This window comes from Pseudomonadota bacterium, assembly GCA_027624955.1.
Classification (GTDB): Bacteria; Pseudomonadota; Alphaproteobacteria; order UBA828; family UBA828; genus PTKB01.
Genome location: JAQBTG010000008.1, coordinates 64,204 through 77,780 on the forward strand (window position 1 = coordinate 64,204; position 13,577 = coordinate 77,780).

The 13,577-nt window shown below is 58.7% G+C and carries 13 protein-coding genes and 2 riboswitches; of the genes, 7 read left to right on the forward strand and 6 right to left on the reverse strand.

The window, feature by feature from the left end; genetic code table 11:
* Positions 1–42 precede the first annotated feature (42 nt).
* From O3A94_04870 to O3A94_04900, 7 genes are all read left to right on the forward strand, one after another.
* On the forward strand, positions 43–282 hold the full coding sequence (locus O3A94_04870) for a CDGSH iron-sulfur domain-containing protein (GenBank protein ID MDA1355585.1): 240 nt from the start codon (positions 43–45) through the stop codon (positions 280–282).
* Positions 283–426: 144 nt separating this feature from the next.
* A complete protein-coding gene (locus O3A94_04875; GenBank protein ID MDA1355586.1) occupies positions 427–858 on the forward strand; it encodes a hypothetical protein in 432 nt (143 codons plus the stop codon).
* Between the two features lie 55 nt (positions 859–913).
* Positions 914–1,012: riboswitch (glycine riboswitch) on the forward strand.
* Positions 1,013–1,015: 3 nt separating this feature from the next.
* Positions 1,016–1,126, forward strand: a riboswitch (glycine riboswitch).
* A 61-nt stretch (positions 1,127–1,187) separates the two neighbouring features.
* The gene (gene gcvT / locus O3A94_04880; GenBank protein ID MDA1355587.1) at positions 1,188–2,312 is read left to right on the forward strand and encodes a glycine cleavage system aminomethyltransferase GcvT; all 1,125 of its coding nucleotides are present in this window, start codon (positions 1,188–1,190) and stop codon (positions 2,310–2,312) included.
* A gap of 15 nt (positions 2,313–2,327) precedes the next feature.
* Entirely contained in the window at positions 2,328–2,705 is a 378-nt protein-coding gene (gene gcvH, locus O3A94_04885) for a glycine cleavage system protein GcvH (GenBank protein ID MDA1355588.1), read from the forward strand.
* A 31-nt stretch (positions 2,706–2,736) separates the two neighbouring features.
* Positions 2,737–5,622 carry an aminomethyl-transferring glycine dehydrogenase gene (gene gcvP, locus O3A94_04890; protein ID MDA1355589.1) on the forward strand — a complete coding sequence of 962 codons (2,886 nt, stop codon included), beginning with the start codon at positions 2,737–2,739 and terminating at the stop codon, positions 5,620–5,622.
* A gap of 71 nt (positions 5,623–5,693) precedes the next feature.
* Positions 5,694–6,002 (forward strand): putative quinol monooxygenase, encoded by a 309-nt coding sequence (locus O3A94_04895; protein ID MDA1355590.1) that lies wholly within the window; start codon positions 5,694–5,696, stop codon positions 6,000–6,002.
* 50 nt (positions 6,003–6,052) lie between these two features.
* Positions 6,053–7,354, forward strand: a complete 1,302-nt coding sequence (locus tag O3A94_04900; protein ID MDA1355591.1) for a M24 family metallopeptidase — start codon at positions 6,053–6,055, stop codon at positions 7,352–7,354.
* A 69-nt stretch (positions 7,355–7,423) separates the two neighbouring features.
* On the opposite strand, the gene O3A94_04905 is transcribed toward O3A94_04900, so the two are convergent.
* The 6 genes from O3A94_04905 to smc all read right to left on the reverse strand — a co-directional run bounded on the left by O3A94_04905 (position 7,424) and on the right by smc (position 13,554).
* Entirely contained in the window at positions 7,424–7,990 is a 567-nt protein-coding gene (locus O3A94_04905) for a F0F1 ATP synthase subunit B (GenBank protein MDA1355592.1), read from the reverse strand.
* A gap of 4 nt (positions 7,991–7,994) precedes the next feature.
* Positions 7,995–8,474: a F0F1 ATP synthase subunit B' gene (locus tag O3A94_04910; protein MDA1355593.1), complete on the reverse strand. Its 480-nt coding sequence runs from the start codon at positions 8,472–8,474 to the stop codon at positions 7,995–7,997.
* Positions 8,475–8,540: 66 nt separating this feature from the next.
* Positions 8,541–8,780, reverse strand: coding sequence for an ATP synthase subunit C family protein (locus tag O3A94_04915; protein MDA1355594.1), 240 nt, complete (start codon positions 8,778–8,780; stop codon positions 8,541–8,543).
* A gap of 51 nt (positions 8,781–8,831) precedes the next feature.
* Positions 8,832–9,587, reverse strand: a complete 756-nt coding sequence (locus O3A94_04920; GenBank protein ID MDA1355595.1) for a F0F1 ATP synthase subunit A — start codon at positions 9,585–9,587, stop codon at positions 8,832–8,834.
* 15 nt (positions 9,588–9,602) lie between these two features.
* Positions 9,603–9,947: an AtpZ/AtpI family protein gene (locus O3A94_04925; GenBank protein ID MDA1355596.1), complete on the reverse strand. Its 345-nt coding sequence runs from the start codon at positions 9,945–9,947 to the stop codon at positions 9,603–9,605.
* Positions 9,948–10,098: 151 nt separating this feature from the next.
* The gene (gene smc, locus O3A94_04930; protein MDA1355597.1) at positions 10,099–13,554 is read right to left on the reverse strand and encodes a chromosome segregation protein SMC; all 3,456 of its coding nucleotides are present in this window, start codon (positions 13,552–13,554) and stop codon (positions 10,099–10,101) included.
* Positions 13,555–13,577 lie beyond the last annotated feature (23 nt).

Here is a 13,577-nt window from a genome sequence, read left to right on the forward strand (position 1 = left end):
ACGACGCACGCGGTAATCGGACAATCGGGAGCCCTGACGAACATGAGTGAAGTCAACATCGCCCAAAAAGCACCCTACGAAGTCGAGCTGAAAGCGGGCAAGAAATATGCGTGGTGTCGGTGCGGATTGAGCTCTAGACAACCGTTCTGCGACGGCGCGCATTCGACGACGGACATTGAGCCTTTGGTATTCACGGCCGAGGAAGCGGGAACGCATTGGCTGTGCGGCTGCAAGCACACCGCCGGCCAACCATTTTGCGACGGCACGCACGGAAAGCTCTAGACTTTGTCGTTCACGCGTTCAGCCATACGCCGTCTGGCCGCGGGCGCAGGGGCGCCGCTCTCGGCATTGATCGCTCTTTCCCTTGTTCTGTCCGCATGCGGATTGTTCAGCGATCCGCCACCGCCGTGCCCACAAGTCTCGATCATGGATCAGGCAAAAAAAGCTACGTTCTATCGCCCGGGCCCGGGGCGGGACCTGACAGATGTCGCGTTTGATGTTCATATCGGGGATATCGCGTACGAGTGCAGTTATGATTTTGACGATGACGGCAACAGCGTCGCAGTTAGCGTCAATGTGTTGTTTGTTGCCCAGCGTGGCCCTGCCGCCGAGCAGAACCAGATTGAGGTGCCTTACTTCGTCGCCGTGACCAATCCGTATCGGCACATTCTCGCCAAAAAATTGTTCACTTTGGAGATGGAGTTTGAAGGCAACACCGTGCGCGCCCAGGCGGTTGAGGAATTGTCGCAAACCATCCCCTTTCCGGTGGGCGCCAATGGCTCGGCTTACAGAACTTTCATTGGCCTGCAACTCACGCCAACACAGCTTCAGGACTTGAAAAGCGAGCGCGGTGAATGACTTAGTTGACCGGCGTGGTTCAAGCGTTAAACTCGCGCTTGTCTGGTCGACACAGTTGAACCTCGCGGGAGAGATTTGGCGGTCGGGAGACCGCCAGACGCCGAAGGAGCAAAAGTCCCAAAAACTCTCAGGCAGCAGGGACCGCAAGGGGATGTGACTCTGGAAAGCAGGCGAAGATCCAAATTGGGTTTTTGGCCTCACCGAAGGGGAAAGCCGCAGGACAGTTTACCGGTCCGCGTTGGTCAATCTTTCAGGTACGGAGACAGAGGGGGCGCCGGGCGATCCTTTCGGGGATTGCGGCGCTTTTTTTTTCGTAGCTGGAGTTGTCGATGAGTCAGACGAACGGATCCCAAACCGAACCGGCTAAAACTACAGCATTGCATGACAGGCATGTCGCACTGGGTGCGAAAATGGTGCCTTTTACCGGCTATTCCATGCCGCTCAACTATTCCACCGGAATTCTGGCTGAACATCTTCATACCCGCGACAGTGCCTCCCTGTTTGACGTCAGCCACATGGGCCAGATCAGTATTTGGGGCGAGGGAGCGGCGCATGCGCTGGAAAAGCTGGTACCGGGAGATATCATCGGCCTGGCGCCCTCGGCGCTGAGGTATACCCAATTCACAAACGATCAGGGCGGAATTCGCGACGACCTCATTGTCACTAATGCGGATGGACGATTGATGTTGGTGGTGAATGCGGGCTGTAAAGATGCTGATCTGGAGCTGCTGGAGGCCGGATTTAAGGGGTCGGTCGATGTTGCGTTGCATGCTGACAAGGCGTTGATCGCCCTTCAGGGCCCGCAAGCCGCGGCTGCATTGGCGCGCCATGCGCCAATGGCCGCGAATCTCGGGTTTATGCACGCCGCGGCGATGGAAATCGCCGGCGCGGATGCCGTCGTGACGCGGTCCGGCTATTCCGGCGAGGATGGTTTTGAGATATCCGTTTATGCCGAGGCCGCAATCGACGTTTGGAATATCTTGTTGGCCGAACCCGAGGTTTTGCCGGCCGGGCTCGGCGCCCGCGATTCGCTTCGCCTAGAAGCCGGGCTTTGCCTTTATGGCCATGATATCGATGAAACGACTTCCCCAGTGGAAGCCGGCCTGCTGTGGTCGATCGGAAAGCGCCGGCGTGAGGAAGGCGGCTTTCCAGGGGAACAGAGAATTCTCGACGAAATCGCCAACGGCCCCAAACGCCGGCGAGTTGGTATTTTGCCTGAGGGCCGCGCACCGGCACGCGAAAACACGGAAATATTGAGCGCTGCCGGAGAGCCTATCGGCGTCGTTACAAGCGGCGGCTTCGGGCCGAGCACGGGCGGCCCGGTGGCGATGGGTTATGTCGACGCGGTGCATGCCAAATCCGGCACCGCCCTTGGCCTCCAGGTGCGCGGCAAAACCATCCCGGCCAGCGTTGTCAAACTGCCTTTTGCCGCACATCGCTATCACAAGATTTAGACAGGGGAGAAGGCCATGAGCGATCTCAAATTCAGCAAAGACCATGAATGGCTTCGCGTTGAGGGTGATACCGCCACGATCGGAATTTCCGACTATGCCCAGGAACAGTTGGGCGACGTGGTCTATGTGGAGTTGCCGGAAATAGGACAAAAATTCTCTGCCGGCGCCCAAGCAGCTGTCGTCGAATCGGTCAAAGCCGCGAGCGAGATTTATGCGCCCGTTGGCGGTGAGATCATTGAAGTTAACAATGCGCTCGATGATGACCCAGCGCTGGTGAACAGCGATGCCACCGGCCAAGGCTGGTTCTTCAAACTCAAACTCGACGACGCGGCGGAACTAGAAGCTCTTATGGACGAGGCCAGCTACCGGGAACTTATCGCCGGGCTGGAGTGAGCAGGCAAGAGAGATACCGAGGGAACGAAAGATGACAGATGGCACGCCGGACTTAGCCACCTTAGAAGCGAAGGATGCTTTCGTTCATCGCCACATCGGCCCCAGCGAAGCAGATATCGCCGATATGTTGGATGGTCTTGGGCTCGATTCTCTAGATGCATTGACCGATCAAGCGGTGCCGCGGGCCATCCGCGGTGAATTTCCCAGCACCCTTGCTGGTTCCCGCACGGAGCAAGATGTGCTCGCGGAGCTCGCGGGCTTGGCGCGGCGCAATGTGGTCGCCAAATCGATGATCGGTATGGGGTATTACGATACCTTCACGCCGCCAGTTATCTTGCGCAATCTTCTGGAGAACCCCGGTTGGTACACCGCCTATACGCCGTATCAGCCGGAAATCAGCCAAGGCCGCCTCGAGGCGCTGTTGATTTTCCAGACCATGGTCATGGATTTGACGGGCATGGACTGCGCCAATGCGTCGCTGTTGGACGAAGCGACAGCCGCCGCCGAGGCCCTCCATATGAGCCGGGCGATCACGAAGGGAAGTGGCCAGGCGTATTTCGTTTCCGAAGATTGCCACCCTCAGACCATCGCTGTTTTACGGACGCGCGCCCGCTCAGCCGGCATTGAGATTATCGTCGGCGATCACCGAACGGCGTTTGAGCACGGCGCCTTTTTCGGCGCTCTCTTGCAATATCCTGCGAGCGGAGGGGCGATCAACGACTATAGGGCGTTCATCGAAACTGCGCATGAAAAGGGCATGCTGGTGACGGTCGCGGCCGATCTCCTCAGTCTCGTGTGTCTCACCCCGCCGAGTGAATTCGGCGCCGACATCGTCGTTGGCAGCGCTCAGCGGTTTGGCGTGCCGATGGGATTTGGCGGGCCGCACGCGGCATTTTTTGCCACCCATGAGAAATATCGCCGATCCTTGCCAGGCCGCATCGTCGGCCTATCCGTGGACAAGAGCGGTCGGCCGGCGCTGCGTCTTGCGCTGCAAACCCGCGAGCAACATATCCGCCGAGAGAAGGCCACCAGCAACATCTGCACGGCGCAGGTTTTGCTTGCCGTCATAGCGGCAATGTACGCGGTTTATCACGGTCCCAAAGGGCTTGGCATCATCGCAGCGCGGGTGCATCGCTTGACATCCATTTTAGCATCGGGCCTCAGCCGCCTTGGCATTTCCGTTGCCAACAAAAGCTGGTTCGACACGCTGACGCTGGATCTTCCGGGTCAGGCGGAGGCCGTGTTGGCGCGAGCCGCCGAAGCGGGCATCAATTTCCGTCGCATCGGTGGCGACAGGCTTGGAATTTCGCTCGACGAGACGACGCTTCCGGAGGACGTTAATGCGCTGTTTGAGATCTTTTCGCCGAATGGTGCGCCCGGGTTCGGCGTCGCGGATTTGGAGTCAACGAGTGGCGGCGGCGTGCCTGAGGAATTTCGCCGCCAATCCGAGATTCTCGCCCATCCCCAATTCAACACCCATCACTCCGAAACCGAGATGTTGCGTTATTTGCATCGTCTCGAAGGCAAAGACATCACACTCAATCATTCCATGATTCCGCTCGGTTCGTGCACCATGAAACTGAACGCGACGGCGGAGATGATTCCGGTTACCTGGCCGGGCTTTGGTCGAATTCATCCGTTCGCGCCGCTTGATCAGGTACCTGGCTACATCGAAATGATCGAGGGTCTGGAACGCATGTTATGTGAAGTGACCGGGTTTGCCGCCGTATCGCTTCAGCCCAACGCTGGCAGCCAGGGAGAATATGCCGGTCTTCTGGCAATTCGAGATTTCCACGCGGCCAACGGCGAGGGCGAACGGGATATTTGCCTCATTCCCAGTTCAGCGCATGGCACCAACCCAGCGAGTGCGGTCATGGCCGGCCTCAAAGTGGTGGTCGTCGCCTGCGATGAAAGCGGCAATGTCGATGTCGCCGACCTCAGCGCCAAGGCGGCGGAACATCGCGAGCGCTTGGCCGCCCTGATGGTGACATACCCTTCTACGCATGGCGTCTTCGAGGCGGCGATCGTGGATATTTGCGAGATAATTCACGCCGCAGGCGGGCAGGTTTATCTCGACGGTGCCAATTTGAATGCGCTTTTGGGCGTCAGTCTGCCGGGCGCTTTCGGCCCCGACGTCGCGCATATGAACTTGCACAAAACATTTTGCATTCCTCATGGCGGCGGTGGACCCGGCGTCGGGCCAATCGGAGTGCGCGCGCATTTGGCGCCACATCTGCCCAGCCATCCGCTGGCTGTCTCACCCGTTTCTGGTCCGGTATCCGCAGCGCCCTGGGGCTCGGCTGGTATCCTGCCGATCTCGTGGGCCTATATCGCCATGATGGGCGGTGCCGGCCTGAAGAAAGCAACCCAGACCGCCATCCTCAGCGCGAACTACATTGCGCGTAGGCTGAGCCCCCACTATCCCGTGTTGTACCGCGGAGAAAACGGTTGGGTCGCGCATGAATGCATCATCGACCTCCGGCCGCTCAAGGAAAGCACTGGCGTAAGCGTTGATGATGTTGCCAAACGCCTGATGGATTACGGCTTTCACGCACCCACCATGTCATTCCCGGTGGCCGGCACCCTGATGATCGAACCAACCGAAAGCGAGCCTCGCGCCGAGCTGGACCGTTTCGTGGAAGCCATGATTTCTATTCGCGGTGAGATCAAGCGGATCGAGAACGGGGAATGGACGTTGGCGGATAATCCGCTAAGTGGCGCGCCGCATACACTGGAAGAGGTTGTTGCCAACGATTGGCCGCATGCCTATAGCCGGGAGGAGGCAGCCTTTCCCGTCGATTCCTTGCGCGAGGGAAAATATTGGCCGCCGGTTGGGCGTATCGATCAGGTTCATGGCGACCGCAATCTAATTTGCGCCTGCCCACCGATTGAGACGTACCAAAACGCTGCGGAATGAATAATCCTGGCATTGGCCAGACCACCCTCGGATAGAGGGCAGTGAGCCGGGCCGCTTGAGGAGAACGGAACATGTCCGAAAGAGTGACTCTGGTCGCCCATTTGCAGGCCAAACCCGGCAAGGAGCAGGAGCTTGTGGACACGCTCTTGTCGTTGGTCGGGCCGACGCGCCAGGAGGCGGGCTGCATCAATTACCATCTTCACCGCAGCACTGAAGACCCTCGCCGCTTCATGTTTTACGAGAACTGGCATTCTAAAAAAGACTTGGACGCTCATCTTACCAAGCCCCATTTAGTCCCGCTGCTCAGTCGGACCGATGAGCTTCTCGATGGTGAGGTCGTGCTTGAATTTTTTACCATGCTGAGTGCCACGCCGGACTAACGCCGGCTGGTGATAGTTTTGTGTAAGTCAGCTGCAAGGATGAATTGGCGATGAAAATTCCATATGCCGAACCCACGGTTATTAAGGCCGAGGATATAGATCCCGGATTTAATTGGAACCGTGCGATTCCTGCACCTGGCCATAGCGCCGTTGATTTCGAAGAGCGGGTGAATTTCCGCCGTCTGCACAATTACCGCCTAGCCCGTTCCAAGCAGGCGCTCGCGGAATCGGATCTCGGCGCCATTCTTTGCCTCGACGCCAACAATATTCGCTATATCAGTGGCACGGTCATTGGCGAATGGTCGCGCGACAAGATGAGCCGCTATGCGTTGTTGACCGGCAATGGCGATCCACATATTTGGGATTTCGGCTCGGCTGCGACCCATCACCGGATACATATGCCGTGGCTTGATCCCGGCTGCTGCCACGCCGGGATGCTCGGGCTGAGAGGTGCGGTGCCGGTGGAAGCGGGCCTGATGCGCCGTGCTGCGGAGGAAATCAAAGCGATCATGATCGAACATGGCGTGGCGGATATGCCGCTTGGTGTCGACATCATCGAGCCACCGCTATTTTTTGAGTTGCAGGCGGTTGGCCTGGAAGTGCGCGACGCGCAGCAAACCATGTTGAATGCGCGTGAGATCAAGAACATCGACGAGATCGTGCTGTTGAACCAGGCAGCCGCCATGGTCGATGGCGTCTATCATCAGATCTTTGAAGAGTTGAAACCCGGAATACGTGAAGCAGATATCGTCGCCAGCGCGACGAAGCGGCTTTACGAGATGGGTTCTGATCACGTCGAGGCGATCAACGCGGTCTCGGGTGAGCGCTGCAATCCGCATCCGCACAATTTCACCGACCGCCTGTTCCGCCCGGGGGACCAAGCCTTCTTTGATGTCATTCAATCTTATATGGGCTACCGGACCTGCTACTACCGCACCATCAATGTTGGCCGCGCGAGCGATTCGCAGCGCGACGCTTACAAGCAAGCGCGGCAATGGCTCGATGCGTCCATCGCCTTGATCCGGCCCGGAGTGGGCACGGACCAGGTTGCGTCATGTTGGCCGACCGCTGAGACGCTTGGATTTGCCAATGAAATGGAATGTTTCGGCCTGCAATTCGGCCACGGCCTTGGCCTGTTCTTGCATGAACGGCCGATCATCAGCCGCCTGGTGTCGCTCGACAATCCAATGGAGATCAAGGAAGGCATGGTATTTGCGCTCGAAACCTATTGCCCGGCAAGTGACGGATTCTCGGGCGCACGCATCGAGGAAGAGGTCGTGGTGACCAATGACGGCTGCCGCGTCATCACGTTGTTTCCGTCTGAGGAGCTGCCGATCGCCAACGCCTATTGAGATAGGGCATAAAAAAGCCCCGCCGGATCGCTCAGACGGGGCTTTTTTATTTGTTATCCGTCTCTCGGATTAGTGCAGTTTTTCGCTCATTTCCACGATTGAGCGCTCGATCATGGCGTCGGCTCGGGCCTCGTCGAGGTTTTCGCGAATCAACTGCGCGGTGGCCGCGACGGCTAAGCTGGCGGCGGTTTCCCGCACCTCGCGGAGGGCGTCAGTTTCGGCCTGCTGGATGCGTTGCATCGCTGCTTCCTCACGCCGGCGCATGGTCTCCTCAAGCGCCTGCTTGGCGCTATTGGCATGACGCTCTGCCTCTACTTTGGCATGCTCGACCATTTGCTTGGCTTCGTCCTCGGCCTCGCGACGCTTGCGCTCATACTCCGCCAGCAAACTTTGCGCTTCTTCTCGCAGGCGTTGAGCCTCGTCCAATTCTGCTTGAATTTTGTCGCGCCGTCCGTCCAACGTTTTCTTGATTGCAGCCCATGCCTTGCGCCCGAATACGCCGGCGAATGTGGCAAAGGCGATTAAGATCCAGAAATTTGCGTCTTCGGTGATCGAGTAACCGGCGATCACGAAGGCAAAGACACCAACCAGCAGCCAATTCTCCGGCACCCGGGCCATGCGTTTGAGCTTGCCCATGGCTTCAGGCCTTTCCGTCGATCGCGGCGTCGGCGTCGGCCTGGCTCGGCTCCACGCCGATCAGGCGGTGCGTCGCCGCACGCGCTACTTCCGCCGCCACCTGGCGCACGCTCGAAAGTGCCTGCTGGCGAGCCTCTCGGATACGGCGCTCAGCCTCGGCCTGCTTAGTCGCCAATTCAGCATCTAAGCGGGCGCGCTGTGCGCTCGCCTGCTCGTCAAGCTGGGCTTGGGTTTCCGCCAGCAATTGATGCGATTTGGAGCGTGCCTCAGCAAGCGATGCCTCATAAGACTTGATCGCGTCTTCTGAGTCTCGCTTGAATTTCTCGGCCTGTTCCAAATCATCCGAGATATGCTTTTGGCGCTGTTCCAGGACACGGCCAATGCGCGGCAATGCCAGACTCCACATGAGAATGAGGAGAACAACGAAGGTTACGATCAGCCAAAAGATCTGCGGCGCATAATCAGGGATTTCAAGCTGTGGCATATTACCTCTCCGTATGAGTCACCGGTCCGGCGGAGCTTGCCCGCCGGCGCCGGGAATCAAGCGGCCTCAGCTGCCGAACAGGATAATGAAGGCCATCACGAGCGCGAACAGCGCGATGGCTTCTGTCAGCGCAAATCCGAGCAGCACGTTGCCGAACAACTTAGGCGCGGCGGCCGGGTTGCGGCCGGCAGCCGAAACATAATTGCCGAAAATAATTCCGATGCCCACGCCGGAGCCCGCCACACCGATGGTGGCCAAGCCGCCGCCGATGAGCTGTCCGAGAAGTTTTGCTGATTCAGCGTCCATGATTTCGTTCCCTTGATTGTGTTTTGTAAGCGACGTGTAAGTTGTCGGTGGTTACTCGTGATGCAGAAATATTGCATCGCGGATATAGAGGCAGGTCAGGATCGCGAACACATAGGCTTGCAGAACGGCGACGAGAATTTCCAGTCCGTAAAGCGCGATGATGAAAGCGAAAGGCAAAAATCCGAAAAATCCAAGTGCGAAGACGAAGCCGCCGAACACATGCAAAATGCTATGCCCCGCCATCATGTTGGCGAACAGGCGGACCGCAAGGCTGATGGGCCGGGCGATATAAGAGACGATCTCAATCGGTACCAAGAGCGGTGCCATCCACATCGGCACGCCCGGAGGCAGGAAGAAGGTCAGAAATTTGTGCTTGTGAATGATGATCGCGAGAATTGTCACGCCAACAAAGACCACGAGCGCAAAGGTAAGGGTGACGATGATGTGGCTGGTAAACGTGAAACTGTAGGGGATTAGGCCGAGCAGATTGCCGAGCAGAAGGAAGGTGAAAAGACTAAACACAAACGGAAAGAATTTCTTGGCAGAGCGTCCGCCAACGATGTCGCCCAGCATGCCGGCGACCATCTCATAAAGCATTTCGACGACCGACTGCAGACGTCCAGGCACCAGGCGCCCGCGCCCCATGCCCAATGTCGTGAGCAGGAAAATAACGACCACCGCCACCACCATCATCAAGGATGAGTTGGTGAACGAAGCGTCAAATCCACCGAGGTCAATTTCAACGTAACGCTGGATCGTAAATTGATCGAGCGGACCGTGATGTTCCGCGTTTTCTGCCGATGCCACGGGCTTGCCGCTCCCCTATTCGTCTTTTCGTGGCGGCTTGCCGCCAGTGTCTTGTTCGCGCCGCGTCACTTCCGCGGTGTATCTTCTCGCCAATCTAAAGGCGTTGCTCAATCCCGCTCCAATACCCAGAAACATGAATATGATCAACAGCCATGGTGTCGTACCTAGCCAACGATCGAGAAACCAGCCAATGCCGGCCCCAACCATCAACGTCGCCGCCATTTCGATTCCAAGATGCAGGGACTGTCCCGTCCGGGTTGGCGGCATACCCAACCCTTCTGGACGCTGCCGCTCTCCCTGGATTTTCTTGAGACGCGAATCGAGTTCTTCAAGCGAAGGCGGTGGTTTGTCATCGCTCATGAAAACCAGCCTTCGAACTCCACCCATGCACGAGCCCGCAATCGAAAAAGCGGGTGAACCATAGTGTTTGCCCCCGAGCCTGTCAACCACTTCCAAAAAGCGGGTAACAAATTGATATATTTGAACAAAATGATAATTTATCAGTGCCTGGTTAGGCGCTTTCGCGCCACTGTTCGGCCTGCGTCAAATCGACGGAAACAAGCTGCGACACGCCGCGCTCTACCATGGTCACGCCGTACAGCCGATCCATCCGCGACATCGTCGTTCGATGATGGGTCACAACCAAGAAACGGGTGCCGCTCTTTTCCGCTAATTCCGACACCAACGTGCAAAATCGATCGACATTGCTGTCGTCGAGCGGCGCATCGACCTCATCGAGAACGCAGATCGGCGCCGGGTTGGTGAGAAAGACCGCGAACAGCAGGGCGAGAGCAGTCAGTGCCTTTTCGCCGCCCGATAGCAGGGTCAGGGATTGCAGCCGTTTGCCCGGCGGGCTGGCCATGATTTCAAGGCCTGCTTCCAGGGGATCGTCAGATTCAATCAATTCGAGATAGGCGTGGCCGCCGCCATAAAGGCGGGTGAAGAGCTCGCGAAAATGGTTATCGATGCGCTTGAAGGCCGCAGTGACGCGTTGGCGGCCGTCTCGGTTGAGGCTCGAAATACCTTGGCGAAGGCGTGCGATGGCGGCTTCCAAATCGGCCCGTTCGTTGATCAATGTGGTAATCTGCTCATCAAGTTCCGTTGCCTCTTCCTCAGCGCGCAGATTTACCGCGCCAATGTTTTCACGCTCACGCGTGAGGCGCTGAATGCGCGCTTCCACTTCATCGGCTTCGGGCAAATTTTCTTCGTTGGTTACTTGGGCAAGCGCCAACGCCTCTTCCGGCTGACAAGACAGGCGCTCGCTGATTTGTGAGACCACCATATTCATCGCCTGCCTAGCCTGTTCCAGCAGACCCTCAATGCGCACGCGCTCCTCGCGGGCTGACGCGAGAGTCCGCTCGGCCTCTTTGAGCGCGCCATCGCGCTGCGCTAGCTCATTCTCGCCATGGCCAAGCGCCTCGGCAGCGGTGTTGCGCTCGCCCTCTAAGGTAGCGATTTGCTCCAATAAGCCGGAGCGGCGACGTGTGATTTCATCTGGTCGGTCGGCCAGCGCTTCGAGTTGCCGGTCAGCTTCGTCGCGTCGTGTAGCGAGTTCTAAAAGCCTTTGTCGAGCGCCCGTTACCCGTTCACTCCAGCCTGTTACTTCGCGGTCCAGTTCGTCCTTTCGGTGCACGCGCTGGGCAGCCTCGCTAGCGAGGCGGTGATGTGCACGGGAGTGTTCCTCGTGAGTTGCCCGCAACTGTGCCATTTCCTCACGTAAGCGCGCGATTTCCGCTCGCCCGTCTTCAGACGATGCGGCGCCGCTAAGGGCTTCTCTAGTCTCGTCGGCGGCACGCGTTGTCTCAATCAATTCATCGCCAAGGCGTTCTGCCGCTTCAGCGAGCGCTGTCAGGCGTGAATTTTCCGCCACGGCCTTGCCGATCAATTCAGCCAAACGGTCGCGCGCCTGATTGAGGGCTTCTTCCGCGCTTTCTGAATTGTTCCGCGCCGATGTCGCCTGTTTTACCGCCTCCTGGAGGAAATCCCGCGCTGCTTGGAAGTTCTTCTCGGCCTCTTGCCGGATCTGATCCGCTGCCAGCAATTCCTTTTCCAGCTCGACCAAGCGGTTTCGCTGTTTGAGGCGGCTTGCCGCAGCGGTGGGCGCACCGGCGTTCACGGTAAAGCCGTCCCAACGCCACATCGCGCCATCTTTGGCAACCAAGCGCTGGCCAAGCCGAAGCGCTTTCTGCAATTCCGCGCCGCCGCTTTCGACAACGCCCACCTGCGCCAATCGGCGGGCGAGGGCGGCGGGCCCCCGGACGAAATCAGCAAGCGGTTTAACGTTATCCGGAAGCGTCGGATTTTCATCGAGCGGCGCCAAAGACGTCCAGTGGATGGCCGCTTCACCGTTTTCCGGTGCTTCCAAATCATCGCCAAGCGCGGCCCCGAGCGCGGCCTCGTAGCCGGGCTCGACGTCAAGCGAATCGACGATTCCGGGGCCATGGCGAGCCTCGCCATGGCCGAGTAATTCAGTGAGCGCCGCCGCCTCGGCATGAAGGCGAGAAAGTTTGGCATCGTCCGTCTGCAGCGTATCTCGCGACGTCAACTCATCTGCCACTGCCGTCTCGCGGGCAGCCTCGGCAGCGCCAAGCGCTTGACGCGCCTCAGCTGCGGCCGTGCGCGCTTTGGCAACGCTGTCTTCGGTTGCGGCGATGACGTTCTGATGAGAGCTGCGTTTCCCGAGTTCGGCAAGCTCACCCTCGACCTCGATTTTTCGCGTCGCGCATGTTTGCTGCCGGGCGTCGAGTTCTTCCAAGCGGCGCTGGAGATTTGCGCGGCGCGCCTCGTCAGCGGCGACTTCTTCTGTGCGCTGCGTCAGGCGTTCCTCGAGTGCCGCCACTGCGGCGCTCGACGCGACGTGCGCGGTTTTTGCATTTCGCTCTGCGTCTGCAGAATCGTCGCTCGCCCGCAACAGCTCTTTGCGCTGTTCATCGGCCCTCGAGACGGCATTTTCAGCATCTTCCGCAAGGGTTCTTTCGCGCGTCAAATCCGCTGCAATTTGGGCTAATCTGGTTTCGATTTCTCGTCGCTGTTCGCCAGCTTGGCGTTCTTCTTCATCCAAACGGTCGCGCGCCACGGCGAGGCGATGGAGAGCGGCGGCCTGGGCCGCTTCCTGCTGCCGCAATCCAGGGAGCGCTTCTGATGCTCTATTTTGTGCGCTGGTCGCCGCAGCGACGAGGCCGGTCAATTCCGCAACGCGCTCCGTTTCACCGTTTAGCTCCGCTGCCCGCGCTTCCAACGCCTGCTGTTCGGCGCTCCAACGGATGTGCAGCAGCAGCGCCTCAGCGCTGCGCAGGTTTTCCGCAATACGGCGATAGCGGCTGGCCTGGCGCGCCTGACGTTTGAGTGCGTGAAGCTGAGTATCTAGGGCGCCGACGACATCCTGGAGGCGTTCCAAATTGGTCTCGGCCGCGCGCAAGCGCAATTCCGCCTCGTGACGTCGCGCGTGTAGGCCGCTGATGCCCGCGGCTTCCTCGAGAATACCGCGCCGTTGCGTCGGCTTGGCATTGATGATGTCGCTGATACGCCCCTGGCCCACGAGCGCGGAGGAATGTGCGCCGCTGGCGAAATCCGCGAACAAATATTGTACGTCACGTGCCCGCAACTCCCGCCCGTTGACGCTATAAGCCGAGCCCATGCCACGTTCGATGCGCCGCGTCACCTCGATTTCTTCGTCTTCGTTGAAGGCAGCGGGCGCGGTACGTTCGGCATTGTCGACCAGCAACGCGACCTCAGCGAAATTGCGCGCAGCGCGCGAGTCGGTGCCGTTGAAGATGACATCTTCCATGGCGGTGCCACGCATTTGGCTCGGCGCAGTTTCGCCCATCACCCAACGTAACGCATCGACCAGGTTCGACTTACCGCAGCCATTCGGTCCAACGATGCCCGTGGTACCAGGCCCGATTACCAGTTCGTTGGTTTCGATGAAGGACTTGAAGCCGACCAATTTGAGCTTGGTAAAATGCACCGGCTAGGCGTTCCGCTCAGTGG

Coding starts and splice junctions, on each gene's coding strand:
- O3A94_04895 (MDA1355590.1), top strand. CDS start 5,694: ATGTCCGAAAGAGTGACTCTGGTCGCCCATTTGCAGGCCAAACCCGGC.
- O3A94_04870 (MDA1355585.1), top strand. CDS start 43: ATGAGTGAAGTCAACATCGCCCAAAAAGCACCCTACGAAGTCGAGCTG.
- gcvH (MDA1355588.1), top strand. CDS start 2,328: ATGAGCGATCTCAAATTCAGCAAAGACCATGAATGGCTTCGCGTTGAG.
- O3A94_04875 (MDA1355586.1), top strand. CDS start 427: ATGGATCAGGCAAAAAAAGCTACGTTCTATCGCCCGGGCCCGGGGCGG.
- O3A94_04915 (MDA1355594.1), bottom strand. CDS start 8,780: ATGGACGCTGAATCAGCAAAACTTCTCGGACAGCTCATCGGCGGCGGC.
- gcvT (MDA1355587.1), top strand. CDS start 1,188: ATGAGTCAGACGAACGGATCCCAAACCGAACCGGCTAAAACTACAGCA.
- O3A94_04925 (MDA1355596.1), bottom strand. CDS start 9,947: ATGAGCGATGACAAACCACCGCCTTCGCTTGAAGAACTCGATTCGCGT.
- gcvP (MDA1355589.1), top strand. CDS start 2,737: ATGACAGATGGCACGCCGGACTTAGCCACCTTAGAAGCGAAGGATGCT.
- O3A94_04905 (MDA1355592.1), bottom strand. CDS start 7,990: ATGGGCAAGCTCAAACGCATGGCCCGGGTGCCGGAGAATTGGCTGCTG.
- O3A94_04900 (MDA1355591.1), top strand. CDS start 6,053: ATGAAAATTCCATATGCCGAACCCACGGTTATTAAGGCCGAGGATATA.
- O3A94_04910 (MDA1355593.1), bottom strand. CDS start 8,474: ATGCCACAGCTTGAAATCCCTGATTATGCGCCGCAGATCTTTTGGCTG.